Origin of the sequence: Enterobacter oligotrophicus (genome assembly GCF_009176645.1) — a bacterium.
Classification (GTDB): domain Bacteria; phylum Pseudomonadota; class Gammaproteobacteria; order Enterobacterales; family Enterobacteriaceae; genus Enterobacter; species Enterobacter oligotrophicus.
Map to the genome: position 1 here is coordinate 4,452,711 of NZ_AP019007.1, position 23,875 is coordinate 4,476,585.

Sequence of the window (23,875 nt, forward strand, 5' to 3'; positions counted from 1 at the left end):
CGGTTTTTGATACTGGCACAGTATAGGGCAAAAACGGCTAGCCCTGCACCCCGCAGCACATAAGGATAATCCCTGCCATACTCAAGGCTTTACCGCTGAGGAAACCTCATGATTACTCTCTGTAAAACCTGCGGCACCTCTTATGACACACACCCGGAGCGATGTCCGATTTGCGAAGACGAACGCCAGTACGTCCCGAGAACCGGCCAGCAGTGGATTGATCTTGAAACCGTGACCGCCACGCACACGAATAAATGGCAGCAACTGGAGCCGCAGCTGTTCAGCATCAAAACGGTTCCGTCTTTTGCCATCAACCAGCGGGCTCTTCTTCTGCGCACACCGCACGGCAATATTCTGTGGGACTGTATCGCCAACCTCGACCCGGCGACCAGCACGTTAGTTGCCGCGCTCGGCGGTATCAGTGCCATAGCCATTTCCCATCCTCATTACTACACCACCATGCAGGACTGGGCCGCGGCCTTTAATGCGCCGGTTTATCTGCATGCCAGCGATCGTGAGTGGGTCATGCGCAGCAGCCCGGCGCTTCACTTCTGGGAGGGGGATTCTCTGGCGTTGATGCCGTCTGTAACGCTGTTGCGGCTCGGCGGACACTTTGCGGGCGGTACGGTGCTGCACTGGCATGAAGGCGAGGGCGTGTTGCTGGCAGGCGACATACTGCAGGTGACACCCGGTAAAGATGCCGTTTCGTTTATGTGGAGCTACCCTAATATGCTTCCGTTGCCTGCCCGTACCGTCGAGCGGATAACCCGTCATCTTGAGGACAAACCGTTTGAACGTCTCTATGGCGCGTTCGAAGGGCAGGATATGACGGCGAAAGCGAGTGAGATTGTGCAGCGGTCGGGCCAGAAATATATTGCTTGTCTGAAGTAAAGGGCGGTGGGTAAACTTCAGTCGCGTGATCTCGATCATGTCTAAACTAAAACAGAAAAAGAGAAATGGCTATGCAACATATCATTGAAGGTTTTCTCAGCTTTCAAAAAGAGATTTTCCCGCAACGTAAAGAGCTCTTCCGCAGTTTAGCGTCCAGCCAGAATCCCAAAGCGTTGTTCATCTCCTGCTCCGACAGCCGTCTGGTTCCCGAGCTGGTCACCCAGCAAGAGCCGGGACAGCTCTTTGTCATTCGTAATGCTGGCAACATTGTGCCACCGTTCGGGCCGGAGCCGGGTGGTGTATCCGCCACCATCGAATACGCTGTCGTGGCGTTAGGCGTGACCGATATCGTGATCTGCGGTCACTCTAACTGTGGCGCAATGAAAGCAATTGCCGACAATGCGAACCTTGAGCCAATGCCTGCGGTGTCTCACTGGCTGCGTTACTCCGATGCGGCAAAAGCGGTGGTTGAGAAGAAAACCTGGGACACGCCCGTCGATAAAGTGAACGCAATGGTGCAGGAGAACGTGTTTGCACAGCTGAGCAACATTAAAACGCATCCGTCGGTTGCTGTTGGTCTGCGCAACAACTCCATTCGCCTGCACGGCTGGGTATATGACATCGAAAGCGGCGAAATCCGTGCGCTGGATAAAAACAGCAAAACCTTCGTGTCTCTGTCTGAAAACCCGGAAGTCTTCTTCGAGTAGTCAGACGCGTCAGGGCACGGAGGCCCTGTCAGTTCTCCACAAAGGGCAGTTTCCTGCGCGATCCCGTTGCTGGTTTCTCCGCTGCTTTCGCCATTGCCTCCCCCAGTTCTGCGCACTCTGCAAGCCCCTGCACAAACGGCTGGTCGTGCATCAGCCACGGTATCGCACCGAAAGCAATCCGTCCGCGAAGGGTTTCCGGTTCCCTGAGCGTGTAATCGTCACCCACATCAGGTATCTCTTCGCCGGTTTCCTGAAGCTGCTTACGCAGCGTGGGGAAGGGCAGATCTTTCGTTTTCAACGGTTTTTGCCCACGCGCATCGATAAATACATCGAAACGGTGAGTTTTCTCTTGTGTCGTAATCACGGTTTGGTCGCTGCCGATATCAAGCTCATAGTCGTCGCCGAGCGCCAGCACGCTGATTATCCCGGCTTCACGCAGAGCCAGCAGCCTGCGGATGGACTGGGACGGAATGGCAGCATAATTATCAATAAATACGCGTGCCAGCCCCGTTTTGAAGCGCTTCCGGTCTTCTTCATTGAGGTGAGGGACAATCTCCTGAACCACTTCATGCAACCGGAGAACGGCGTAGCGCCAGGGAACGGTATGCCTGTTTTGTTTGTTGCGTTCAACTTCTTCCAGGTTATCTTCGGCCCAGCTGAACGGGTCGTGTTTTTTACGATCGGCAAACCAGGCATCACGAATGCTGTCTGCATCCAGCGTGTTCAGGGCTATCGCTTCGCTCCACTGTGGATCGGCATGTTCAAGCTCTTTCACCATCAGGGTAAATATCCGGTCAAGTAACCCTTCTGCGCCCTTAGCTATTTCGGCTTCAGCGACCGTTTCAGTCAATACGGAAAGCGACTCATACGGGATGGGGCAATAAAAATCTGCTTCCGGCAGAATGCCGGTTCGCGACATCAGGGTGATGCTGAGCGCCTGGCTTTTCTCATCGAGCCTGAATTGGTCGCCCGTAAAGTCGCCATGCTGCATTGCCACCGCCATGGCAGCATCCAGACCGCTTAAGGATGTCCCCATAATACCGACCTGGCAGGCGCGGATGGTGGCGTCCATCAGCCCGGACCAGGGGCTGGGGAAGTAAGTGCGGGTTGCCTTTTCTTCATCCGGCCAGACATGACCTGTCGCAATCACGACAAGGTCAAACCTGTCAGGGTGCGTTTCTCCGTTTACCGAAAGCGTAACCTTATCTGTCGTGGCGGTGATATCGGTCACTTCGGCTGATTCATGTACCTCAACCTGAAATCCCTTTTTTTCAGCCTCGGCGACGATAGCCAGAAACCGATCGCGAAAATACTCACCCAACAGAATACGCGGCAGAAATTGCCGGTCGTGCAAGGTCGCTTTATCCACCTTAAACCGGCGCAGATGTGCTTCACTTTGCGTTTTCAGCCAGTCGAGATACGTGATGAAAACGGGCGGAATTTCAATACTGGCGATATTTGCCAGCATCAGCCGTGAATTTTCCTCATCACTGTAGGGCATCCCGACGCCCGCTTCTTCAGCCTGCTCAAAAACCGAGACAGCAAGAGGTGTCGTGTTTTTCAAAAGAGAATAAAAGGTGTAAATCCCTGTGGGGCCTGAGCCGATAATAGCGATTTTCTTCATCGACACTCTTCCTTCGTTTTATTGTCATATGAAAAGCGTAGCAAAAGAAGCGGTGAATCAGCGCGCGAAAATTCAGTCACATATTGATACCAAATTAAACGTACCCGCTGAGTATTTCCTGTTTTGATGACGGTTTGAATGTTATATCGTAACGCTTAAATCACGATCCGTGCGCCATTCCTGCTATTACCGTATGTATTTCAGCCAGGCAGGCGAAACTAATGGGAGTACCAGGGTGTCGTTACCGCTATTGCAGAATAGCGCTCAGGTAAGTCGTTTGCTGCAGCGCCTTCTGATCACAAAAATTTGTCTTTACGGCTTTCTGCTGCCCGTCGGCCTTGTTTACCTTTTTCTGCATCTATTCTCTGACGTCGCAATCTGGTTATTTGCATTTCGGCTGCTGCTGGCTGCGGGGCTGGTGGCGATGGCGTTTGTAGAAAACGCGCTACGCTGTGAACAAGCTGCAGCACCGGTCGCGGAAATGCCCGCAGAGGAGCCTGCTTCCCCGGAGCCTAAACGGTTGCAGCTGCCACCGCAGTTGCAGGCCTGGCTATCGCATTTTCACCAGCATCTGGTCACTACCGCGACGATTTCCGTGCTGGCTCTCTGTTTTGCTATCGCAAACCTTGCCGATGCGGCGTTGTTCAGCGAAGCAGACACGGTTATCAGCCGCGTGATCCCTGGGGTGCTTCTGCTGCTGAGCTTTGGCCTGCTGGTCATTGAACGCATGATCAGCTTTAAAATTGTCCGCCACTGGCGCTATCAGCGCGAATATATCGGGCTGGCGCGTGCGATGCTCAGCCTTCTGCTGGTGCTTGCCGCTGCGCTGCTGCTGGTGATCTTTTCCCCAACGCTGGCGCTGTGGCTTTTCCGGCTTGGCAGCTTGCTGGTCCTCGTGATGGCGCTGGAATATCTCCTGCGTACCCTCATCACCGCTCTCACGCCGCTTCCGGCGGATGAGGCTCCCCGTTTTCTGACGGTCAGCACCGTTGCTGCCTTGTACCGCTGGCCTCTGCGCCCACTGACGGTGGTTCTGGACGCGCTTGAGCAGCGTTTTGGCATTGATCTACGCCAGGTGCAGGCGTTTCGCCTGATGGGAAAAACGGTTTTGCCCGTAGCCTTTGGCATTGCCGTACTGGGCTGGTTGCTGAGTGGGTTGACGGAAGTCCCGCTGCAGCAGCGGGGGATTTACGAACGTTTTGGCCGCCCGCTGGCGGTGCTCTCTCCGGGGCTGCATGTCGGATTGCCCTGGCCATTTGGTCGGGTTCGCCCCGTGGAAAATGGGACGGTACATGAGCTGCGGCTCAGTGATGAACCGGAATCGCAGGCGCAGAGCGCAGAGCCCGACAGTGCCGAAGGTCCTGCACCGCAGAGTAGCTGGCGCTTGTGGGATAGCAGCCATCTGACCGATCAATCACAGGTGATTGCCAGCAAGGCTAACGACCGCCAGAGTTTTCAGATAGTAAATATGGATATCCGCCTTATCTGGCGCGTCGGGCTGCGTAATGAGGACGCGCTTAACAGCCAGTATCAGGCCGAAGATCTGCCTGTGCTGATCCGCAGTATTGCCCGACAGGTGCTGGTGGTGCAGTTTGCCAGCAAGCAGCTGGATGTGCTGCTCAACGAGCAGCGCGCGAGCCTGGCGTCAGCGCTTAACCGGCAGATCCAGCAGCGTTTAGTGACACTGCATACCGGCGTGGAGCTGCTCTCAACCCGAATAGAAGCGATTCACCCGCCTGCGGGGGCCGCCGATGCCTGGCACGGCGTGCAGGCGGCGCAAATAGCCGCCAGCGCGCGGGTCGCCCGTGAGAAGGGGTATGCCGCCACGGTGACTCGCGAGGCGCAACAAAAAGCGGAAAACCGCGTAAACGACGCGCAGGCCTTTGCCGCAGAAGATCTCGCGCGTGCCAGAGCGGAAGCGATCCATTTTGCGGCGGACGAGCAGGCGTGGAAGCAGGCCGGCGCGGCATTCCTTCTTGAGCGCCGTTACCACATTCTCAGCCAGAGCCTGGCGCATACACCGCTTTTGATCCTGGACGACCGTTTGCAGGGCACCCGCGAGCCCGTACTGGATTTGCGCCAGTATCCTGCATTATCCGACAGTACCGCACCACAGAAGGCCAGCACGAAATGAAGATCCACTCCATCACCTCTTCGGAACACGCGGAAAAAGTTGGCATACGTCAGATGACGTCGCCCGCGCCACAGCGCCACAAGCGGACGTTACGCATCGGTATTGCGGTATTGTTACTGGTGCTGGCGGTGCTCACCGCCTGCCTGCTTGACGTCAGCGCAGGCAGCGCGACGGTAGTGACGCGCTTTGGCAATCCACAGCGGGTCTTGCTCTCGCCCGGCCTGGCGTGGCGTTTCCCGGCACCCTTTGAAACGCCGGTGAATGTCGATTTACGCGTGCGTTCAACGTCCAGCGGTTTGCAGGACGTTGGCACGCGTGACGGGCTGCGGGTGCTGGTGCAGGCGTGGGTTATCTGGAAGGTGAAACCGGATAATGACAACGTGCTGCGCTTTATCCGCGCCGTGCAGAACCAGCCGGATGAAGCGGCTCGCCAAATCCGTACTTTTATTGGCTCGGCACTGGAAACCACCACCAGTAACTACGCGCTGGCGGATATCGTCAACGTCGACAGCAAGAAGGTCAAAATCGCTCAGCTTGAGCAGGCAGTGCAGGCGCAACTGAAAGCGCAGCTTCTCAACAGCTACGGCATCGAGGTGATCCAGACCGGTATTGAGCGCCTGACGCTACCGGCCGTGACGCTTAACGCCACCGTTGACCGCATGCGTGCCGAGCGGGAAACCATTGCAGCGGAGCGGACGGCTGAGGGGAAACGGCTGGCGGCGGAGATCCATTCACAGGCGGATCGCGATGGACGCATTCTGGAAGCTGATGCCTCCGTTAAAGCGGCGGCTATTGCCGCCAACGCACAGCGCGACGCAGCGGCAATATATGGCAAAGCCTGGGCCAGCGATCCGCAACTTTATAGCCTGCTGCGTTCCCTGGATACACTCAGCACCATCGTTAATGGCAACACCCGCCTGGTGCTGCGTACCGATGCAGAACCGTTCCGCGCGCTGGTGCAGGGGCCAGACCAAACACCAGAGGCGGCTAAACCATGATGCAGCCACCGCTGAAGCGCACTCCCTGGGGGCAGTCATACCGGATTGCGTTCTTTGCCCTGTACGGCGCGGCGATTATCGCGGCCTGCGCGTGGCTGTTTTCCAGTATTTATCAGGTCGCCCCGGACAGCCGGGCGATCGTTTACCGCTTTGGTAAGCCCGTTCGTGTGGAAAACGCCGGGTTGCTGTTTGCCTGGCCCTATCCGATTGAACGCGTGGAGCGGGTGCCCGGCGAGGAGCGAATTCTGGAGCGCGATGTTCAGGCGTTGCAGCGCAGTCAGCAGCTTGATCAGATCAACAGCTGGGAGCGCGATGGTGATGCCGGAGCGGGGGCGGGCTACCTGCTTACTGGCGATGCCGGGGTCGTACAGCTGAACGTGCGGGTCTTCTGGCGCGTCAGCGATCCTGTCCGATACGCGCTTCAGCGTCCGCATATCGATCCGCTGATCGACCGCCTGACCGAGCACGCCGCGGCGGTTGTCTGCGTGGGACGCGATCTGGATTCGATCCTGGTGACCCGTCCTGAGACGCTGCAAAACGATCGCCACGCGGCCCAGGAGCGGCTTCAGCTACGCAGCGACTTCAGAAAGGCGATGACGCAAAGTCTTACCCTGCTGGCTGCCGGAGGGAACGATCCGGGCATTCGCATTGAACGCGTTGATATCACCTCTTCTTTGCCCCAGAACGCGGTGGCAGCGTTTAATGCGGTGCTGGCGGCAGGGCAGCAGGCGGAGCAGGCCGTAGCCAGCGCCCGCACGGCGGCGGCGCTGCGTACCCAGCAGGCGCAACAGCAGGCGGATCGGACGCTTCAGCAGGCGGAGGCGGGGCGTCAGGAAATTCTCGCGCAGGCCAGTGTCGACACCCGCACCATTATGCAACTGGCCCAGGCGAGGCGTGAAGGGGCCGATGGGGGTCTTTTGCAGCGCCTGTGGCGTGAAAAAGTGACGGCTATTCTGGCGCAGGCGGGGCAGGTGATTACCGTCGCGCCGGGCGACGACAGCCGCTTGATCCTGCAGGGGTTGCCTGCACAATCCGCCACTCCGACCGTTAGCGAGAAAAAACCATGAGCCACCAGTGCAGCCACGGACACTTTCACTTTGACGGCAATCTGCAAACACCAGCCGAGCAGAGGCGTATGCTACGTCAGTTAACGCTGACGATGATCACTATTGGCTTGCTGCTGCTGAGCCTGCTCTGGAAAGCGCTTGCGCCTGAGCAACCCGGCATTAGCGACATCCTGGCGGGCATCGCGTGGCTGCTGGTGGCTATCCCGGTTTTTCGGGCCGCCTGGCACAGCCTGCTGCATCCCGATCTGCATGGCGTAACCGATCTGCTGGTGGTACTGGCAATGCTTGGTGCGTGGGCACTGGGTGATTTAATGACCGCCGCGCTGCTGCCGGTGATTATGATTTTCGGTCATATTCTTGAAGAGCGCAGCGTGATGGGAACCCGTCAGGCTATCGCCGGGCTGAGCAAACTGACGCACAGCCAGGCCAGGCGCGTGCGGGCAGACGGTGCGCTTGAGCAGATCGACAGCCAGCATCTCCACTCTGGCGACGTCGTTGAAGTGCGTGCCGGCGACAGGGTGCCCGCTGACGGGCAGATCCTTTCCGGCTATGCCAGCCTGGACGTGGCGCACATTACAGGTGAATCCGTACCGGTTGAAGCGGCAGCGGGAATGGCTGTGTTTGGCGGAAGCATTAATCTGAACGGCCTGCTGCGGGTGAAGGTCACCCACACGGGTGAGCAGTCGACTCTGGGGAAAGTGATTGCGCTGATGCAGGACGCCAGCCAGGCAAAGCCGCCGATTACCCGGATGTTAGAGCGCTATGCGGGCCACTATCTCATTCTGGTGCTGCTGATTGCGGCAACCACCTGGTTTCTGACGTATAACAGCCAGGCGATGCTGGCGGTGCTGGTTGCCGCCTGTCCCTGTGCGCTGGTGCTTTCAGCGCCCGCAACCGCAATGGCGGGGATAGCTGTGGCGGCACGACACGGTATTTTGATTCGCAACGCGGCATTTCTGGAAGAGCTGGCGGATGTGGATGCCCTGATTGTGGATAAAACGGGGACCCTGACTCAGGGGAAGCTCAGTGTCGTCGACGTGATGCTGGCGACCGACATGCCGCGTGAGCGCGTAATGCAACTGGCGGCAGCGCTGGGAGCTACCAGTAACCATCCGGTGAGCCGGGTGCTGGCCGGGACGGTGTCCGCGCCAGGTGAGGTAACACTGCGAGACATTGAAGAAATTCAGGGCATTGGCGTTGTGGCGACAACCGACGAAGGGCTGGCATTACTGGGGCAGCAGGCGCTGTTTGCTCGTTACCACATTGCGGTATCACCAGTGCCGGAGCACGATGGCCCGGTGGTTGGCCTGGCGCACGCTGGCGTTTTTCTTGGCTGGTTCCTGCTGGAGGATACGCTTCGCCCCGAGGCACCGGAGATGGTTGCGATGCTCAAATCACTGGGTATTGACAGGCAACAGCTGCTGACCGGCGATCGTCTGGCGGTGGCGAAGCGGGTGGCGCAGCAGGCGGGGATCGACGAACTTTCCGCCGGGGCGCTGCCTGCGGAAAAACTGCGTCAGGTGCAGCGTGTTGTTGATGAAGGGTGGCGGCCAATGGTGGTCGGAGATGGTATCAACGACGCGCTGGCGTTAAAAGCCGGTGCGGTTGGTATTGCGATGGGTGGTAATGGGGCGGATATTGCGCTGGCCTCGGCTGACGTGGTGCTTACCGGCTCTGATTTACGCCGCCTGCCATGCGCCATTCGGCTGAGCCGAAAATGCCGTGCCACGCTGCAGGTGAATGTGTTTATCGGGTTGGGCTGGACGCTGTTAATCGTCTCTGCCGCCGCAATGGGGCTGCTTGGGGCCACCGGGGCGCTGATTGCCGCGATTCTCCACAATCTGAGCACGCTGCTGGTGCTGCTCAATACCGGGCGCTTATTACAGTTTGATGAGACAAAGTGAATGCGAGATGGACACTACAGGCAAATGCAGGTTAAGCCTGCACTACATGAGGGTGAACAGGATGAAAATCAGTAAACTGGTTGCGATTTCGTTGTCGGTTGTCTCGACGGGGGCGCTGGCATTTCAGGCGAAAGAAAACATCAATCCGGCGATCTCTGCGCAGCAAATGCGAAATGTGGAGAATAATATTCTCAGTGGTTATTACAGCGAGCACGGCGAGCGACCACAAATTTCTGCCCTCGGGACTTGCGCTGCTGTGCCTGTACCTGGCTGTACTTGCCCGTACTGTACGGCGCTGCGCTCAATTAAAAATGGAATATAAGCGGACTGAGAAGTCGGTTGTAGTAACTGCGCAGTGGGTATTGGACGATCAAATGCAGGAATGATAGAGGAAAAACAGAATGGTGCGTCTGAATGGACTCGAACCATCGACCCCCACCATGTCAAGGTGGTGCTCTAACCAACTGAGCTACAGACGCAAATGGTGCGTTCAATTGGACTCGAACCAACGACCCCCACCATGTCAAGGTGGTGCTCTAACCAACTGAGCTATGAACGCAACGTGTTGCCGGTGACAACGGGGACGAATATTAGCGGCACAGCACCGCAGTGGCAAGAGGGAAAATGCAATTTTCTCTCTGATTTCACGCGATTGCTTCATTACCGCGCAAAGTGAAGAGAAAGTAGCCGCCTGCTGGCGGCTACTGCGTATTTAACGTGCGGCGCGTTGCAAAATAATGGTAGATGGCTGACGTTGCAGATAGCGCATACGCAGCATCATCATGATGGCCGCAGAGGTTAAGCCGATAATAAAGCCCATCCAGAATCCTGCTGGCCCCATACGGTCAACCACCAGATCGGTGAGCGCCAGAACATACCCACACGGCAGACCCAGTACCCAGTACGCAATAAAGGTAATAAAGAAAATAGAACGCGTATCTTTATACCCGCGCAGCACGCCGCTGCCGATCACCTGAATGGAGTCCGAAATCTGGTACACCGCAGCCAGCAGCATCAGGTGAGATGCCAGAAGGACCACTTCCGGATTATCGTTGTAGAGCAGGGCGATCTGCTCACGTAGCGCGACGGTAAAGAGTGCCGTACAGGCCGCCATGCAGACACCCACGCCAAGACCGGTACGCGCAGCCGTTTGCGCATCCAGCGTTGAACCTTGTCCGAGCCGGAAACCGACGCGAATAGTGACCGCTGCCGCCAGCGACATCGGCAGAACGAACATCAGCGAGCTGAAGTTCAGCGCGATCTGGTGGCCCGCAACGTCGATAATTCCCAGCGGCGACACCAGCAGGGCAACAACTGCAAACAGCGTCACCTCGAAGAACAGCGCCAGTGCAATCGGCAGACCCAGTTGAATAAGACGCGTCAGGATCGTCCAGTCTGGTGTGCTGAATGCCTTGTCATTACGGATGTCACGCATGGATCGCGCGCGTTTAATAAAGGTGATCATGCTGAAGAACATCACCCAGTAGACCGCCGCCGTTGCCACGCCGCAGCCAATGCCGCCGAGCTCTGGCATACCGAAGTGGCCATAAATAAAGATATAGTTCACCGGAATGTTAACCAGCAGACCGATAAAACCCATCACCATGCCAGGCTTGGTTTTTGCCAGACCTTCACACTGGTTACGTGCGACCTGGAAAAAGAGGTAGCCCGGTGCGCCCCAGAGCAGGGCGCGCAGATAGCCCACGGCTTTATCAGCCAGAGCCGGGTCGATATTATGCATCGCGCGAATGATATGGCCCGCGTTCCAGAGCACCACCATGATAAGAACGGAGACGAAACCCGCCAGCCAGAACCCCTGGCGAACCTGGTGGGCGATGCGTTCTCGTCGACCGGAACCGTTAAGCTGTGCGATTACCGGCGTTAACGCCAGCAGAAGACCGTGACCAAAGAGGATGGCCGGGAGCCAGATCGATGTCCCGATCGCAACGGCGGCCATATCGGTGGCGCTGTAGCCACCGGCCATGACCGTATCCACAAATCCCATTGCGGTCTGGGCCACTTGCGCGATGATCACCGGTATTGCCAGTGCCAATAACTGACGCGCTTCATTCATGTACTTCTGCACGTGAACACCTTTGTATTGTTGTTATTTGAGAGATTAAAAAAGCCGCCGTTACTGGCAGCAAGAAGAAAATGCAGGGGGATGCCAGCTATTGTAGCGGGGTTTAACTAATTATCTAGTGAAAAAATCGCCAGAAAATGCGCTCCGCTGGCAACCTGTTTTTCCAACTGTTATTGTGAAGGGATTAAACGGTGTCGCCACCGTCCGGAAAAAACAGGAGTTGTAAGCATGTTTACTGGTATTGTGCAGGGCACTGCGAAAGTGGTGTCTATTGATGAAAAACCCAATTTCCGTACTCACGTCGTTGAGCTGCCGGAATATATGCTTGAAGGTATTGAAACCGGGGCGTCGATTGCGCATAACGGCTGCTGCCTGACGGTAACCGAAATTAACGGTAACCTGATTAGCTTTGATTTAATGAAAGAGACGCTGCGCATCACCAATCTGGGTGAGCTGGTGGTGGGCGATACCGTCAACGTAGAGCGTGCGGCGAAGTTCAGCGATGAGATTGGCGGACATCTGATGTCAGGCCATATCATGACCACCGCTGAAGTGGCCAAAATCGTGACCTCGGAAAATAATCGTCAAATCTGGTTTAAAGTTCAGGACCCGTCATTAATGAAATACATCCTCTACAAAGGATTTATTGGTATTGATGGGATTAGCCTGACGGTCGGGGAAGTGACACCAACCCGTTTTTGCGTGCATTTAATTCCTGAAACGCTGCAGCGTACAACCCTGGGCGCGAAAAAACTGGGGCATCGGGTAAATATTGAAATCGATCCGCAAACTCAGGCGGTAGTGGATACCGTTGAACGCGTGCTGGCGGCAAAAGAGGCCGCAATAATAAAGACAGCGGAAGCTGAATAAAAATAACCCCGGCTAGCCGGGGTTATTTTTTAGCGGGCGACGCGCAGACCGTGTTCTATACCACGGCTAAAGACCACCTGCCATAGTTGAATATCGCGGGCACGAAACGCACCCGCGCAGGCATTCAGATAATAACTGAACATCCGTTTGAACCGTTCCGAATAGTTATCCGCAATTTCAGGCCAGGCGGCCTGAAAACGCGCATGCCACGCCATCAGAGTGGTGTCATAATCCGCACCGAAGTTATGCCAGTCTTCCACAATGAAATGCGATTCGCTGGCTTTTGCTATCTGACGGATGGACGGCAGGCAACCATTCGGGAAGATGTATTTGTTGATCCACGGATCAACATTATTGTCGGTGCGCTTAGAGCCAATGGTATGCAGTAAGAAGATACCTTCCGGTTTTAAATTACGATCGGCCACCTCAAAATAGGTGTCGTAATTCTTAGGCCCTACGTGCTCAAACATCCCGACAGAAGCAATGCGGTCAAATTGCTCGTTCAGGTCACGATAATCCTGAAGCCGGATATCAACGTCCAGCCCCTGACAGCGTTCCTGTGCCATTTTTTGCTGTTCGGCAGAGATGGTGACGCCCACAACGCTGACGCCGTAATGTTTCGCCATAAAATACGCCAGCCCGCCCCAGCCGCAGCCAATATCCAGCACGCGCATACCGGGCTGGAGCTGCAATTTTTCACAGATAAGACGCAGTTTGTCCTGCTGCGCCTCTTCAAGAGTTGTCGCCTTTTTCCAGTAGCCGCAAGAGTATTGCATGAAGGGATCAAGCATACGGCTGAACAGGTCGTTACCAAGATCGTAATGCTCTTTGCCGACAATCCACGCCCGCTTTTTACTTTGCAGATTGAACAATCGGGCGGAGGCGACACGCAATGTGTCTTTGAAGTGACGCGGAAGCTGGTTTTCCAGACCGGCGCGTAAAACGCTGCTGAAAAACATATCCAGCCGCTCGCATTCCCACCATCCATCCATGTAACTCTCGCCCAGACCTAACGATCCCTCCCGCAATACACGTTTAAAAAAATCGGGATGTTTAACCTGCGGGTCGGAGGGTGAGGGCCCGTTGATGGTGATGCCCGCACGACTCAACAGCTCACTGACGATCCGGGACCAGTTATCGTCCGGAATGCTGACTTCTTCTATACACGATGAACTCATAGCTTCTCCATCACCTTGCTGTGATCAGAACCTTCAAACAGCGTAGACGCTTTTTATGGTTTGTGAGAAATCTCACGGTATTCCACCGCGAGGCTAGTATCCGACGTAGAACAGAGGAAGGGAGATAACCCTTGCCGAAATGCCTTCCATGGTAAAACGGGAGCACTCCGGCTCCCGTTAACACTTAATATTTATCGTATTTAATCGAACCAAATTTAGTATAGGCCTCAAAATTTGGTGATTCAATAGAAAATTCTTAGCAACCTAATCACTGAAATGTAACATAATTTCCCACGCGATTATGCATGCGATGTTTCCGCCTCCGGGGTGCCGTCCTGCTCACGCTGAGCGGATGCCTGCATGCGATAGCCGACGGCGGCCAGTATAACGGTAACCAGCATTACGCTGGTGGTGGTCAACAGCGGTGTGGCAATCAACGCAGAGACCACCAGGCTTGCCAGGAAGCACAGGCCCAACTGGAGTGTGTTTTGCAGAGCGGCGGCGCGGCCAGTTGCCTGAGGGAAAGGGCGTAACGCCTGTGCCACCACGATAGGGTAAATGGCACCGTTAGCCACCGCCATGACACAGAACGGAAGTAAAATTTCTGTCAGACCGACATGCGGGATAAAGCCCACTGCCCAGGTGCCGATCACGCTTAACGCATACAGACCCAGCAGCCACGGCAGCATTTGCTGACCCTCCCATTTTTGCAGCGCGGCGCGACAGCCGTAGCCTCCCACCAGGAACGCGATAGTCTGCGGCACATAGCTGAGGCCGATGGCAGCCGGACTGTAACCCATATCGTGCAAAATAAACGGCGAGCCAGTCAGCCAGGCGAAGAAGCTCGCGGAGCAGGCGGCGTAAATCAGGACGTTGCCACGGTAGGCTTTAGAACGCAGTAACGACATAAACGTTACCGGCTTTGCCTCAGCGTGCGTCGCTTTTTTTTGCGCGGGTTTGAGGGCAAATGCAGGCAGCATCAATACCAGGGTAATGGCAAACAGGGTGGCGAAAATCGCCTGCCACTCGAAATGCGCCAGAAGCCAGCTGCCCAGCAGCGGGGCAAGGGCGGGCGACAGGCCGACCAGCGGCATAATGGTGGCGAAAATACGGTTAGTGCGTGACGCCGGGTAGTAGTCGGTTACCAGCGCCTGCCAGGTTACCGCAGCAGCGCAGACGCCGACGGCCTGAATAAAACGCAGCACCAGCAGCCAGGCTGCATCGCGCACCCACAGCATACCCAGACAGCCTACAGCAAAGATCGCCAGGCCCAGTAACAGCACCGGTTTACGGCCAAAACGGTCAGAGAGCGGTCCCCACAGCAGTTGCGCAAAGGCAAAACCGGCGAGGAATAAGCTCAGGCTGGCGCTAATCGCGGCAGCAGGTGTTTGTAAATCTTCCTGCATCGCGGCGAACGCGGGCAGATACATATCGGTGGCCAAAAAGCCCAGCACGCTTAAGCCGCCGAGCCAGACTAAAAATCCTTTCCTGGGTTGCACTGTTTTATTCTCCTTAAGGAGGCAGGTGTACGTTGGCGCAGAGTGTAGGGAGTGCAAAGCTGCTTGTGAAACGCTAATATTTGGCTGGTGCGTTCAAAAATTTTGCAGGCAGAAAATGTGGTCAGATTATTCCCTTGAAGTGGTGGATGCGGTAGCGCGCAACGGCAGTTTTACCGGCGCGGCGCAGGAGCTTCACCGCGTCCCGTCGGCTATCAGTTATACGGTGCGTCAGCTGGAAGAGTGGCTGGCGGTTCCGCTGTTTGAACGCCGCCATCGTGACGTAGAATTAACGCCCGCCGGGGCGTGGTTTTTGAAGGAAGGGCGTTCTGTTATCAAAAAAATGCAGATCACCCGTGAGCAGTGTCAGCAGATCGCCAACGGCTGGCGAGGACATCTTTCCATTGCGGTGGATAACATCGTGAAGCCCGAGCGCACCCGGCAGATGATTGTTGATTTTTACCGCCATTTTTCAGACGTCGAGCTGCGAGTCTCCCAGGAGGTGTTCAACGGTGTCTGGGATGCGCTGGCGGACGGCAGGGCGGAGATGGCGATCGGGGCGACCCAGGCCATTCCTGTCGGTGGACGTTACGCGTTTCGCGATATGGGTATGCTGAGCTGGACCTGCGTCGTCGCCAGCCATCATCCGCTGGCTTCGATGGAGGGGCCGCTCAGCGACGATACCCTGCGCAACTGGCCTTCGCTGGTGCTGGAAGATACTTCCCGTTCGCTGCCCAAGCGGATAACCTGGCTGCTGGATAACCAGCGGCGCGTGGTTGCGCCGGACTGGGAGTCCTCTGCAACCTGTCTTTCCGCTGGCTTATGTGTTGCGATGGTGCCCGTTCACTTTGCCCGACCGCGAACAGATACCGGAGAATGGGTTGCGCTCAGGCTCGAAAACCCTTTCCCGGACGCAGCCTGTTGCCTCACCTGGCAGCAAAACGACATCTCGCCCGCAATGGCCTGGCTTCTGGATTATCTGGGAGACAGCGAAACGCTGAACCGGGAGTGGTTACGGGAGCCAGACTCGCTGGCCCCGAACAGCGATCAGCGACGGTAGTCGCGGAACGGACCATCCGCAACGGAACGGCGTTCGATAAGACGCGGGTGGACTTCAATAGACTGCGATTCTTCGCGTTTGTTGACGATCCTGTCCATCAGCATGTTGAAAGCCGTTTCACCCAGCGAATCTTTCGGCTGGTGGATGGTGGTCAGCGCCGGGGTAAAGAAGCGCGCGTTGCGCACGTTGTCATACCCGATCACGGAAATATCCTGAGGCACGCGCAGGCCCAGTTCATCGGCCGCACAGAGCGCGCCCATTGCCATGATATCGCCACCGCAGAAGACGGCAGTCGGGCGATGCTGTTGAGAGACAATCTGCTGCATCGCGCGGTAGCCTGACTCTGGCTCAAAGTCGCCCTGCACAATCCAGTTTTCCGGCACGGTGATCAGCGCTTCTTCCATTGCTTTCATAAACCCGGCCAGTCGTCCTGCGCCGGTGTTACGCTCAAGCGGGCCAGGGATCACGCCAATCTCGCGATGACCGCGCTCTACAAGATACCGGCCAGCCATGTAACCGCCTTCGAAGGCGTTATCAATGACCGAGTCGGTGAAGTCTGCGCGCGCTTCGCCCCAGTCCATCACGACCATCGGAATATGGCGGTACTCTTCCAGCATGGAGAGCACCGATTCCGGGTATTCGGAACACATCACCAGCAGGCCATCCACGCGCTTTTGCGCCATCATCGACAGGTAAGCACGCTGTTTTTCAATGTTGTTCCACGCGTTGCCCAGAATCAGGGTATATCCTTTCTGGAAGCAGTTTTTCTCAACTGCTTCGATGATCTCGGCAAAATAGGCCGCTTCACTGCTGGTGGCCAGCAAGCCGATCGACTTGGTGTGATTAACTTTCAGGCTACGGGCCACCGCACTCGGAGAGTAGTGCAGTTCTTTAATTGCTGCCCAGACAGCGTTGCGCGTCTCTTCAGCCACAAAGCGCGTTTTGTTAATTACATGTGATACGGTTGTAGTGGAAACGTTTGCGCGTTTTGCCACGTCTTTTATTGTTGCCATTCGATGTCACTCCAGACCATATCCTAAGCTCCTGAATATCATGAAGGTAAACGTTTGCCTTCTCTCACCCTTATTACGCAATCTTGAATTGCGACACGCCGGGAAAACGACACAGGACGTCAGGAGGGGGTCAATGGCCGGTACGCTAATAAATTTAGCGTGGAATTTTGTCCTATCTTGATGAAAAGGGGAAGAGCAAAAGTGGATATCAGTTTAAATCCGGGAAGATTTTTGACGTAAACTGTGTAAAAATGAGCAAGCTCACTTTTCGTGGGGTGATTAAAAGGAGAAAAATTGATGAGTTCCGATCTGAAGTTTTCACTGGTTACCACCTTTATTGTTCTGGCGTTGATTGTAGCGGGTGGTCTGACGGCTGCACTGCACTGATTTACTCGGGGGAGAATATCCGTTCTCCCTCCAGACCTGCCTTGATTGTTACTCCTCCGGCAAAAATCTTTTGCCAAAATGTTAACTTCTCATTATTTGTGATTGATGTCATGCTTTTGACTTCTTTGTTCTGTGTCGCTACCTGACACGGCATCCGGAGTTTATTCATGAAAATCAATTTTCCTCTGCTGGCCCTGGCGATTGGCGCTTTCGGGATTGGCACCACGGAATTCTCACCAATGGGATTATTGCCGGTTATCGCAAGGGGGGTGGATGTCTCTATCCCTGCGGCCGGTATGTTAATCAGCGCTTATGCCATTGGCGTAATGGTGGGGGCACCGTTGATGACGTTGCTGCTCTCGCACCGGGCGCGCCGTAATGCACTCATTTTCCTGATGGCGATATTTACGCTGGGCAATGTGTTGTCTGCAATTTCGCCGGATTACACAACCTTAATGTTGTCGCGCATTCTGACCAGCCTGAACCACGGTGCGTTCTTCGGGCTGGGGTCCGTCGTCGCCGCCAGCGTGGTGCCAAAGCATAAACAGGCCAGTGCGGTAGCGACCATGTTTATGGGGCTGACGATTGCGAATATCGGTGGCGTACCCGCTGCAACCTGGCTGGGTGAAGTGATTGGCTGGCGTATGTCTTTCCTTGCCACCGCTGTACTGGGCGTTGTCGCGATGGTGGCGTTGTTCTTCTCTCTGCCGAAAGGCAGTGCCGGAGAGCGTCCTGACGTGCGTAAAGAGTTGTCGGTGCTGGTGCGTCCGCAGGTGCTCTCAGCATTGCTGACCACCGTTCTTGGTGCTGGCGCGATGTTTACGCTCTACACCTATATTTCGCCTGTTTTGCACGATATCACGCACGCTACGCCGATGTTTATTACCGCGATGCTGGTGTTAATTGGCGTAGGCTTCTCCATCGGTAACTATCTGGGCGGGAAACTGGCTGACCGTTCCGTCAGCGGGACGCTGAAAGGCTTTTTGACGCTGCTGATTGTCATCATGGTGGCGATCCCATGGCTGGCACGCAATGAAGTGGGGGCGGCCATTGCCATGATTGTGTGGGGTGCGGCAACCTTTGCGGTAGTACCTCCGTTACAGATGCGCGTGATGCGTGTCGCCCATGAAGCGCCGGGACTTTCGTCTTCCGTGAATATCGGTGCGTTTAACCTCGGCAACGCGCTCGGCGCGGCAGCGGGCGGAGCCGTGATTTCGGGTGGGCTGGGATACAGCTTTGTGCCGGTGATGGGGGCGATTATCGCTGCTCTGGGCCTGCTGCTGGTGTTGATGTCCGGCCGTAAACAGCCAGAAGCGGCCTGCGCAGCAGAGTAAACAAAAACGCAGAAGGGCGAACCCTTCTGCGTGCCTTTTACGCGGCGAAATTCTTCGCCACGAATTCCCAGTTAACCAGTGCCCAGAAGTGCTCCAGGTAGTTCGGGCGCGCGTTACGGTAATCAATGTAGTAAGCGTGTTCCCATACGTCCACGGTCATCAGCGGCGTTGCGCCGGTGGTCAGCGGGGTGCCCGCGTTAGACGTTGAAACGATAGCCAGTTTGCCATCGGCCTCTTTCACCAGCCACGTCCAGCCAGAACCGAAGTTTTTGACGGCAGCGTCAGTGAACTTCGCTTTGAACTCCGTAAAGCTGCCAAACGCGGCGTTAATGGCGGCAGCCAGTTCGCCGGTTGGTTCTCCGCCAGCATTCGGTGCCAGGCAATGCCAGTAGAAGGTATGGTTCCACACCTGAGCGGCGTTATTGAAGACACCACCGTCTGAGCTGCGCACGATCTCTTCCAGCGATTTGCCTTCGAACCCGGTGCCTTTGATCAGGTTATTCAGGTTGGTGACGTAGGTCTGGTGGTGTTTGCCGTAGTGATATTCCAGGGTTTCCACAGAAATATGTGGAGCCAGGGCGTCTTTTGCATACGGTAGTGCAGGTAATTCGAACGACATTGCTTCTCTCCTTATTATAGTTACGTTGCCAATAACCCTACAGACAACAAGGACAGAATAGCAAATTGAAAGGGTATGCAAAAGAGGAACTTACCCTGCCACGAGTGCGGCAGGGCAGGGATTAACGGATGGTTTTTGGCGTCATTACTCGGCGCGCACCAACGTAATGGCGTACCCAGTAATCTTCGCTGAGAGAGGTGATCTGAATATCCTGGCCGCTGCGCGGTGACTGGATGAATTTCCCGTTGCCGACGTAGACACCGACATGGTCAGCCTTGCCGCGGCCCTGGGTGCGGAAGAAGACCAGATCGCCACTTTCCAGTTCGCCACGGTCAACCGGAGAGGCCATCCCGCAGGTGATACATTTCGTTCGCGGTGCGCGGAATACGGAACTTCACCAGATCCTTATAGGCGTAATACACCAGGCCGCTGCAGTCGAAACCGGTACGCGGGGAAGAGCCACCCCAGTGATACGGTTTGCCAATTTGCCCCATCAGCTTATTCATTGCCGTTTTTTTGCGCTTTCTGCATGCGTACCTTATGCACTTCAGCCAGTTTTCGTCACTTTCGTGCATTTCGCTTTATGGCCTTTGCGCACGGTGCATTTTTCATTAACGAGGCTGGCAGTGGTCTGGGGAGCTTTACGTGTGCCGGAGCGGGTGGTTCTGGCTTTGGTCTTACTGGAGGCGGTCTTTTTAGTTTGAGTGGTTGTCGCTTTCTTTATTGTTTTGCTGGTTGTTTTTTTCTTACGTTCTGTGGTTTTTGCCAGATGCGTTTTTTGTACAGCAGAATGCCGCGCCTGTTCAGAAGCGTTCGCCGCTGGCGTGAAAGAGAGTGTTGTAAACAGTAAAGCACAGAGCGTGATCGAGATTTTATTTATCCGCCACTGGGCAGTCCCCTGATAAATGCAGGTCATCAATAATACCTGCGTATGATTTACAAAGCCCGTCGATTCTAATCTATAAAAACCCGAGAAGTTAATAGCATTTTTCAATCTAAAAACGTGTTTCGTTAGCAAGTGCAAAAAAATGTATCGATCGGAAGCCGTTTTGTTCACTCCCTAAGCAAAACCGCATACGCTCCGCCGTTAAGCTACATTTGCGATGCAACTTATGCAGACTCACGATAAAATATATAGACGTGACAAAAATGTTATTTTCCGATGTCTGCCTGAACCGCTACAATGTCAGACGAATGCCGTAACAGAAGTTAAAGGAAGCAAGACATGAGCACCACTATTGAAAAAATCCAGCGTCAGATCGCTGAAAACCCGATTCTCCTGTACATGAAAGGTTCTCCGAAGCTGCCAAGCTGCGGTTTCTCCGCGCAAGCGGTTCAGGCGTTGTCTGCCTGTGGTGAGCGTTTTGCTTACGTTGATATCCTGCAAAACCCTGACATCCGCGCTGAGCTGCCAAAATACGCCAACTGGCCAACCTTCCCGCAACTGTGGGTTGACGGTGAACTGGTAGGCGGCTGTGATATTCTGATTGAAATGTATCAGCGTGGCGAACTGCAACAGCTGATCAAAAACGGCTGCCAGGTACAAAACGGAAGAGCCGGGCGCAGAGTAAGTTTTCTCCGGAAATAGAAAAAGCGACCTGTAGAGGTCGCTTTTTTTTGCCGGGTGGCGCTGCGCTTACCCGATCTACGATTGAATATCTGCCTCATCGCCCATCGGCAGCGGCCAGCCACCCAACCGTTTCCAGCGGTTCACAATTTCACAGAACAGTTCTGCCGTGCGCTCCGTGTCATATAACGCAGAGTGCGCCTGCGTACCGTCAAACTCGATCCCCGCCGTGATACAGGCTTTGGATAAGACCGTTTGTCCCAGCGCCAGGCCACTCAGGGCCGCAGTGTCGAAGGTCACAAACGGATGGAACGGGTTGCGTTTAAGCGAGGCGCGTTCGGCGGCGGCCATTGTAAAGCTGTGATCGAACGTGGCGTTGTGGGCCACCATAATCGCGCGGCTGCAGTTACTCTCTTTCATGCCTTTACGCACCATTTTGAAGATGGCGTGAAGCGCGTCATATTCACTCACCGCGCCGCGCAGCGGGTTTGTCGGGTCGATACCGTTAAACGCCAGCGCTTCTGGCTGCAGGTTTGCACCTTCAAAAGGTTCAACGTGGAAATGCAGCGTGGTGTCCGGTGTAAGCCAGCCCTGTTCATCCATCTTCAGCGTGATGGCGGCAATTTCAAGCAGCGCATCGGTTTTAGCGTTAAATCCGGCTGTCTCTACATCAATGACAACAGGATAAAAACCACGAAAACGGTCGCACAGACCGGTAAGTTGAGCATTATCGGACATCAGGGTCTCTTACAAGGGGAAAAAAGCAGTGCGCATTATGGCAAATTTTGAGAGGGGATGCAGTAAAACTACGGGCGCATAGTGCGCCCGGCGGGATCAGTTGCCCAGGCCGCGACCGGCGTCTTTGGCTTCAATCAGCTCGATTTTGTAACCGTCAGGATCTTCAACAAAGGCAATCACAGTAGTGCCGCCTTTAACCGGGCCCGCTTCACGCGTAACGTTGCCGCCGTTGCTGCGGATGCGCTCGCAGGCTTCGGCCGCGTTATCCACTTCCAGCGCAATATGGCCGTATGCCGTGCCCAGCTCGTACTTGTCGACGCCCCAGTTGTAGGTCAGCTCGATAACGGCTTCATCTGTTTCCGGGCCGTAACCGACAAACGCCAGGGAATATTTGTATTCCGGGTTTTCGCTGGTGCGCAGCAGTTTCATGCCCAGAACGTTGGTGTAGAAATCGATTGAACGTTGCAGGTCGCCAACGCGCAGCATGGTGTGAAGTAGGCGCATAATTTCCTCATTAACCAATGGATTGGATTATCTTTTTGAACAGAAAGATATTTTAGTATAGCGGCGAAATGTCGCCGCTATCAATGCACAATGGCGGGATTACAGAGAAGGGTAGTCGGTGTAGCCTTCTGCGCCACCACCATAGAAACTTTCAGGGCGCTGCGGGTTAAGCGCTGCTTTTTTCTGCAGACGGGCAACCAGATCCGGGTTAGCAATATAGTCACGGCCGAACGCCACCGCGTCGATCAGGCCTTTGCCAATCAGGTCTTCGGCTTTTTCTGGGGTATAAGCGCCCGCACCGATGATCACGCCGTGGAAGCGCTCGCGCACTTTCTGACGGAAGGCTTCAGTGTATGGCTGACCACCGGCCCAGTCCGGTTCGGACATATGCAGGTAGGCAATACCACGTTTTGCCAGCTCTTCGATCAGATACAACGCGTCAGCTTCTTCGTTCGGGCCGTTGTCGACGTTCTGGAACGTCCCAATTGGCGATACGCGGATACCGATGCGTTCCGGGCCCCACTCCTCGCATACGGCGTCTACCACTTCCAGCACCAGGCGGGCACGGTTTTCAACGCTGCCGCCGTACTGATCGGTACGATGGTTAGAAGAAGGTGACAGGAACTGGTGCAGCAGGTAACCGTGTGCTGAGTGCAGTTCAACCAGGTCAAAACCGGCTTCACGCGCATTCGCAACCGCCTGACGGAAGTCGTTCACGATACCGGGGATCTCTTCCAGCGCCAGCGCACGTGGCATGGAGGTATCGACGCGGATCGCATTACCGTTTTCGTCGCGCAGGGAGGTGCGGGTGTTTGCGCTCAGGGCAGAGGCTGAAACCGGAGCCTGACCGCCAGGCTGGATGCTGCTGTGTGAGATTCGACCGGTATGCCACAGCTGTACCGCGATACGGCCATCTTCCGCGTGAACGCCTGCGGTGATTTTTTGCCAGGCGGCGATCTGTTCCGGGCTGTGCAGACCCGGTGCGCCAGCATAGCCTTTCGCCTGGGCAGAAATCTGCGTCGCTTCAGAGATGATCAGGCCAGAGCTTGCGCGCTGACGATAATATTCACCCATCAGTGGGGTTGGGATATCACCAGGCTCGATGCTGCGAAGACGGGTGAGTGGGGCCATGAACACGCGGTTCGGAGCGGTAACAGCACCCACTTTCAGTGGGGTAAATAACGTTTCAGCGGACATAACGACTCCTGAGTAGACCAGTCGACTAGTAATTGAGTAAATAAAAACGCCTGCTAAACGCCAGGCGTTGTAATACAGCTTTTCACATGTGCCAGCGCGCTTTCGAGCGGCACCGCACTGCGAGAAATCTTGGCCTGCAGGTTCGCACCTAACCAGAGTGCATAAAGCACCTGCGCCTGCGTCAAAGGCTCGCCAGAGAAGGCCAGCGTTTTTTCATTGCGCCCTTTATCCAGCGCCTGAGCCAGCAGAGCAATCACGCCACTGGCCCCTTTATCCATTGCAGTGCGCATGTCTTCGGACAGATCGCACACTTCAGCAGAAAGTTTTACCGTCAGGCAACCGCTGATGATGCCCTGCTGACAGAACTGCGTCAGCGTCTCCTGATAGTAATTAAGCACACGATCCCGGTAGTTACCTTCGCCGCTGGCAAAGTGGGTCGCCAGGCGCTGGTGGTAGCTTGCGTAGTGACGTTCCAGCATGGCCACGCCAAAGGCTTCTTTAGAG

General features: G+C 55.5%; 21 protein-coding genes, 2 tRNA genes and 2 pseudogenes. 12 read left to right on the forward strand and 13 right to left on the reverse strand.

All coding sequences use genetic code 11. The annotated features are described in order from the left end of the window. The first annotated feature begins 108 nt into the window (after positions 1-108). On the forward strand, positions 109-891 hold the full coding sequence (locus EoCCA6_RS21380) for an MBL fold metallo-hydrolase (protein WP_152084364.1): 783 nt from the start codon (positions 109-111) through the stop codon (positions 889-891). A gap of 71 nt (positions 892-962) precedes the next feature. After that, on the forward strand, positions 963-1,598 hold the full coding sequence (locus tag EoCCA6_RS21385) for a carbonic anhydrase (protein WP_152084500.1): 636 nt from the start codon (positions 963-965) through the stop codon (positions 1,596-1,598). Between the two features lie 28 nt (positions 1,599-1,626). Here the strand turns inward: EoCCA6_RS21385 and EoCCA6_RS21390 are convergent, their stop codons facing one another. Next, positions 1,627-3,222, reverse strand: coding sequence for an FAD-NAD(P)-binding protein (locus EoCCA6_RS21390; RefSeq protein ID WP_152084365.1), 1,596 nt, complete (start codon positions 3,220-3,222; stop codon positions 1,627-1,629). Positions 3,223-3,499: 277 nt separating this feature from the next. On the opposite strand from EoCCA6_RS21390, the gene hflK (EoCCA6_RS21395) reads away from it, so the two are divergent. The 5 genes from hflK (EoCCA6_RS21395) to EoCCA6_RS21415 all read left to right on the forward strand — a co-directional run bounded on the left by hflK (EoCCA6_RS21395) (position 3,500) and on the right by EoCCA6_RS21415 (position 9,647). Continuing rightward, on the forward strand, positions 3,500-5,356 hold the full coding sequence (gene hflK, locus EoCCA6_RS21395) for a protease modulator HflK (protein ID WP_167515557.1): 1,857 nt from the start codon (positions 3,500-3,502) through the stop codon (positions 5,354-5,356). Beyond that, the gene (locus EoCCA6_RS21400) at positions 5,353-6,354 is read left to right on the forward strand and encodes an SPFH domain-containing protein (RefSeq protein ID WP_152080890.1); all 1,002 of its coding nucleotides are present in this window, start codon (positions 5,353-5,355) and stop codon (positions 6,352-6,354) included. Before hflK (EoCCA6_RS21395) ends, EoCCA6_RS21400 begins: the two co-directional genes overlap by 4 nt. Further along, complete coding sequence (hflK, locus tag EoCCA6_RS21405) at positions 6,351-7,421, forward strand: protease modulator HflK (RefSeq protein ID WP_152080891.1); 1,071 nt, start codon at positions 6,351-6,353, stop codon at positions 7,419-7,421. Before EoCCA6_RS21400 ends, hflK (EoCCA6_RS21405) begins: the two co-directional genes overlap by 4 nt. Further along, on the forward strand, positions 7,418-9,325 hold the full coding sequence (locus EoCCA6_RS21410; protein WP_152080892.1) for a heavy metal translocating P-type ATPase: 1,908 nt from the start codon (positions 7,418-7,420) through the stop codon (positions 9,323-9,325). Before hflK (EoCCA6_RS21405) ends, EoCCA6_RS21410 begins: the two co-directional genes overlap by 4 nt. Before the next feature lie 61 nt (positions 9,326-9,386). Next, the gene (locus EoCCA6_RS21415; protein WP_152080893.1) at positions 9,387-9,647 is read left to right on the forward strand and encodes a hypothetical protein; all 261 of its coding nucleotides are present in this window, start codon (positions 9,387-9,389) and stop codon (positions 9,645-9,647) included. 80 nt (positions 9,648-9,727) lie between these two features. On the opposite strand, the gene EoCCA6_RS21420 is transcribed toward EoCCA6_RS21415, so the two are convergent. The 3 genes from EoCCA6_RS21420 to mdtK form a co-directional block, all read right to left on the reverse strand. Beyond that, positions 9,728-9,804: transfer RNA gene (locus EoCCA6_RS21420), tRNA-Val, on the reverse strand. Positions 9,805-9,807: 3 nt separating this feature from the next. After that, positions 9,808-9,884, reverse strand: a tRNA-Val gene (locus tag EoCCA6_RS21425). Between the two features lie 153 nt (positions 9,885-10,037). Next, positions 10,038-11,411: an MdtK family multidrug efflux MATE transporter gene (mdtK, locus tag EoCCA6_RS21430; protein WP_152080894.1), complete on the reverse strand. Its 1,374-nt coding sequence runs from the start codon at positions 11,409-11,411 to the stop codon at positions 10,038-10,040. A gap of 225 nt (positions 11,412-11,636) precedes the next feature. Between mdtK and EoCCA6_RS21435 the strand changes: the two genes are divergently transcribed. Further along, on the forward strand, positions 11,637-12,278 hold the full coding sequence (locus tag EoCCA6_RS21435) for a riboflavin synthase subunit alpha (protein ID WP_152080895.1): 642 nt from the start codon (positions 11,637-11,639) through the stop codon (positions 12,276-12,278). Between the two features lie 29 nt (positions 12,279-12,307). Here the strand turns inward: EoCCA6_RS21435 and cfa are convergent, their stop codons facing one another. Both cfa and punC read right to left on the reverse strand, forming a co-directional pair. After that, positions 12,308-13,456: a cyclopropane fatty acyl phospholipid synthase gene (gene cfa, locus EoCCA6_RS21440; protein WP_152080896.1), complete on the reverse strand. Its 1,149-nt coding sequence runs from the start codon at positions 13,454-13,456 to the stop codon at positions 12,308-12,310. A gap of 299 nt (positions 13,457-13,755) precedes the next feature. Beyond that, the gene (gene punC / locus EoCCA6_RS21445) at positions 13,756-14,955 is read right to left on the reverse strand and encodes a purine nucleoside transporter PunC (protein WP_152080897.1); all 1,200 of its coding nucleotides are present in this window, start codon (positions 14,953-14,955) and stop codon (positions 13,756-13,758) included. Positions 14,956-15,070: 115 nt separating this feature from the next. Here punC and punR point away from each other — a divergent pair, with 115 nt between their 5' ends. Further along, on the forward strand, positions 15,071-16,012 hold the full coding sequence (gene punR, locus EoCCA6_RS21450; protein ID WP_152080898.1) for a DNA-binding transcriptional activator PunR: 942 nt from the start codon (positions 15,071-15,073) through the stop codon (positions 16,010-16,012). Here punR and purR read toward each other — a convergent pair. Next, positions 16,000-17,025, reverse strand: coding sequence for an HTH-type transcriptional repressor PurR (purR, locus tag EoCCA6_RS21455; RefSeq protein ID WP_131634454.1), 1,026 nt, complete (start codon positions 17,023-17,025; stop codon positions 16,000-16,002). The genes punR and purR overlap by 13 nt on opposite strands. Positions 17,026-17,322: 297 nt before the next feature. Between purR and cydH the strand changes: the two genes are divergently transcribed. Beyond that, the gene (cydH, locus tag EoCCA6_RS21460) at positions 17,323-17,412 is read left to right on the forward strand and encodes a cytochrome bd-I oxidase subunit CydH (protein WP_042717882.1); all 90 of its coding nucleotides are present in this window, start codon (positions 17,323-17,325) and stop codon (positions 17,410-17,412) included. A 167-nt stretch (positions 17,413-17,579) separates the two neighbouring features. After that, a complete protein-coding gene (locus EoCCA6_RS21465) occupies positions 17,580-18,746 on the forward strand; it encodes an MFS transporter (RefSeq protein WP_152080899.1) in 1,167 nt (388 codons plus the stop codon). 37 nt (positions 18,747-18,783) lie between these two features. Here the strand turns inward: EoCCA6_RS21465 and sodB are convergent, their stop codons facing one another. Together sodB and EoCCA6_RS21475 are read right to left on the reverse strand one after the other, a co-directional pair. After that, positions 18,784-19,365 (reverse strand): superoxide dismutase [Fe], encoded by a 582-nt coding sequence (sodB, locus tag EoCCA6_RS21470; RefSeq protein ID WP_152080900.1) that lies wholly within the window; start codon positions 19,363-19,365, stop codon positions 18,784-18,786. Between the two features lie 121 nt (positions 19,366-19,486). Further along, positions 19,487-20,281: pseudogene (locus EoCCA6_RS21475) on the reverse strand (C40 family peptidase). A 309-nt stretch (positions 20,282-20,590) separates the two neighbouring features. On the opposite strand from EoCCA6_RS21475, the pseudogene grxD reads away from it, so the two are divergent. Then, positions 20,591-20,936: pseudogene (gene grxD, locus EoCCA6_RS21480) on the forward strand (monothiol glutaredoxin 4). Positions 20,937-21,010: 74 nt separating this feature from the next. Here grxD and rnt read toward each other — a convergent pair. The 4 genes from rnt to EoCCA6_RS00005 form a co-directional block, all read right to left on the reverse strand. Further along, entirely contained in the window at positions 21,011-21,670 is a 660-nt protein-coding gene (gene rnt, locus EoCCA6_RS21485; protein ID WP_152080903.1) for a ribonuclease T, read from the reverse strand. Positions 21,671-21,766: 96 nt separating this feature from the next. Continuing rightward, positions 21,767-22,174: a lactoylglutathione lyase gene (gene gloA, locus EoCCA6_RS21490; protein WP_152080904.1), complete on the reverse strand. Its 408-nt coding sequence runs from the start codon at positions 22,172-22,174 to the stop codon at positions 21,767-21,769. A gap of 99 nt (positions 22,175-22,273) precedes the next feature. Continuing rightward, positions 22,274-23,371, reverse strand: a complete 1,098-nt coding sequence (gene nemA / locus EoCCA6_RS21495) for an alkene reductase (protein ID WP_152080905.1) — start codon at positions 23,369-23,371, stop codon at positions 22,274-22,276. A 53-nt stretch (positions 23,372-23,424) separates the two neighbouring features. Beyond that, entirely contained in the window at positions 23,425-23,850 is a 426-nt protein-coding gene (locus EoCCA6_RS00005) for a TetR family transcriptional regulator C-terminal domain-containing protein (RefSeq protein WP_420841612.1), read from the reverse strand. Positions 23,851-23,875 lie beyond the last annotated feature (25 nt).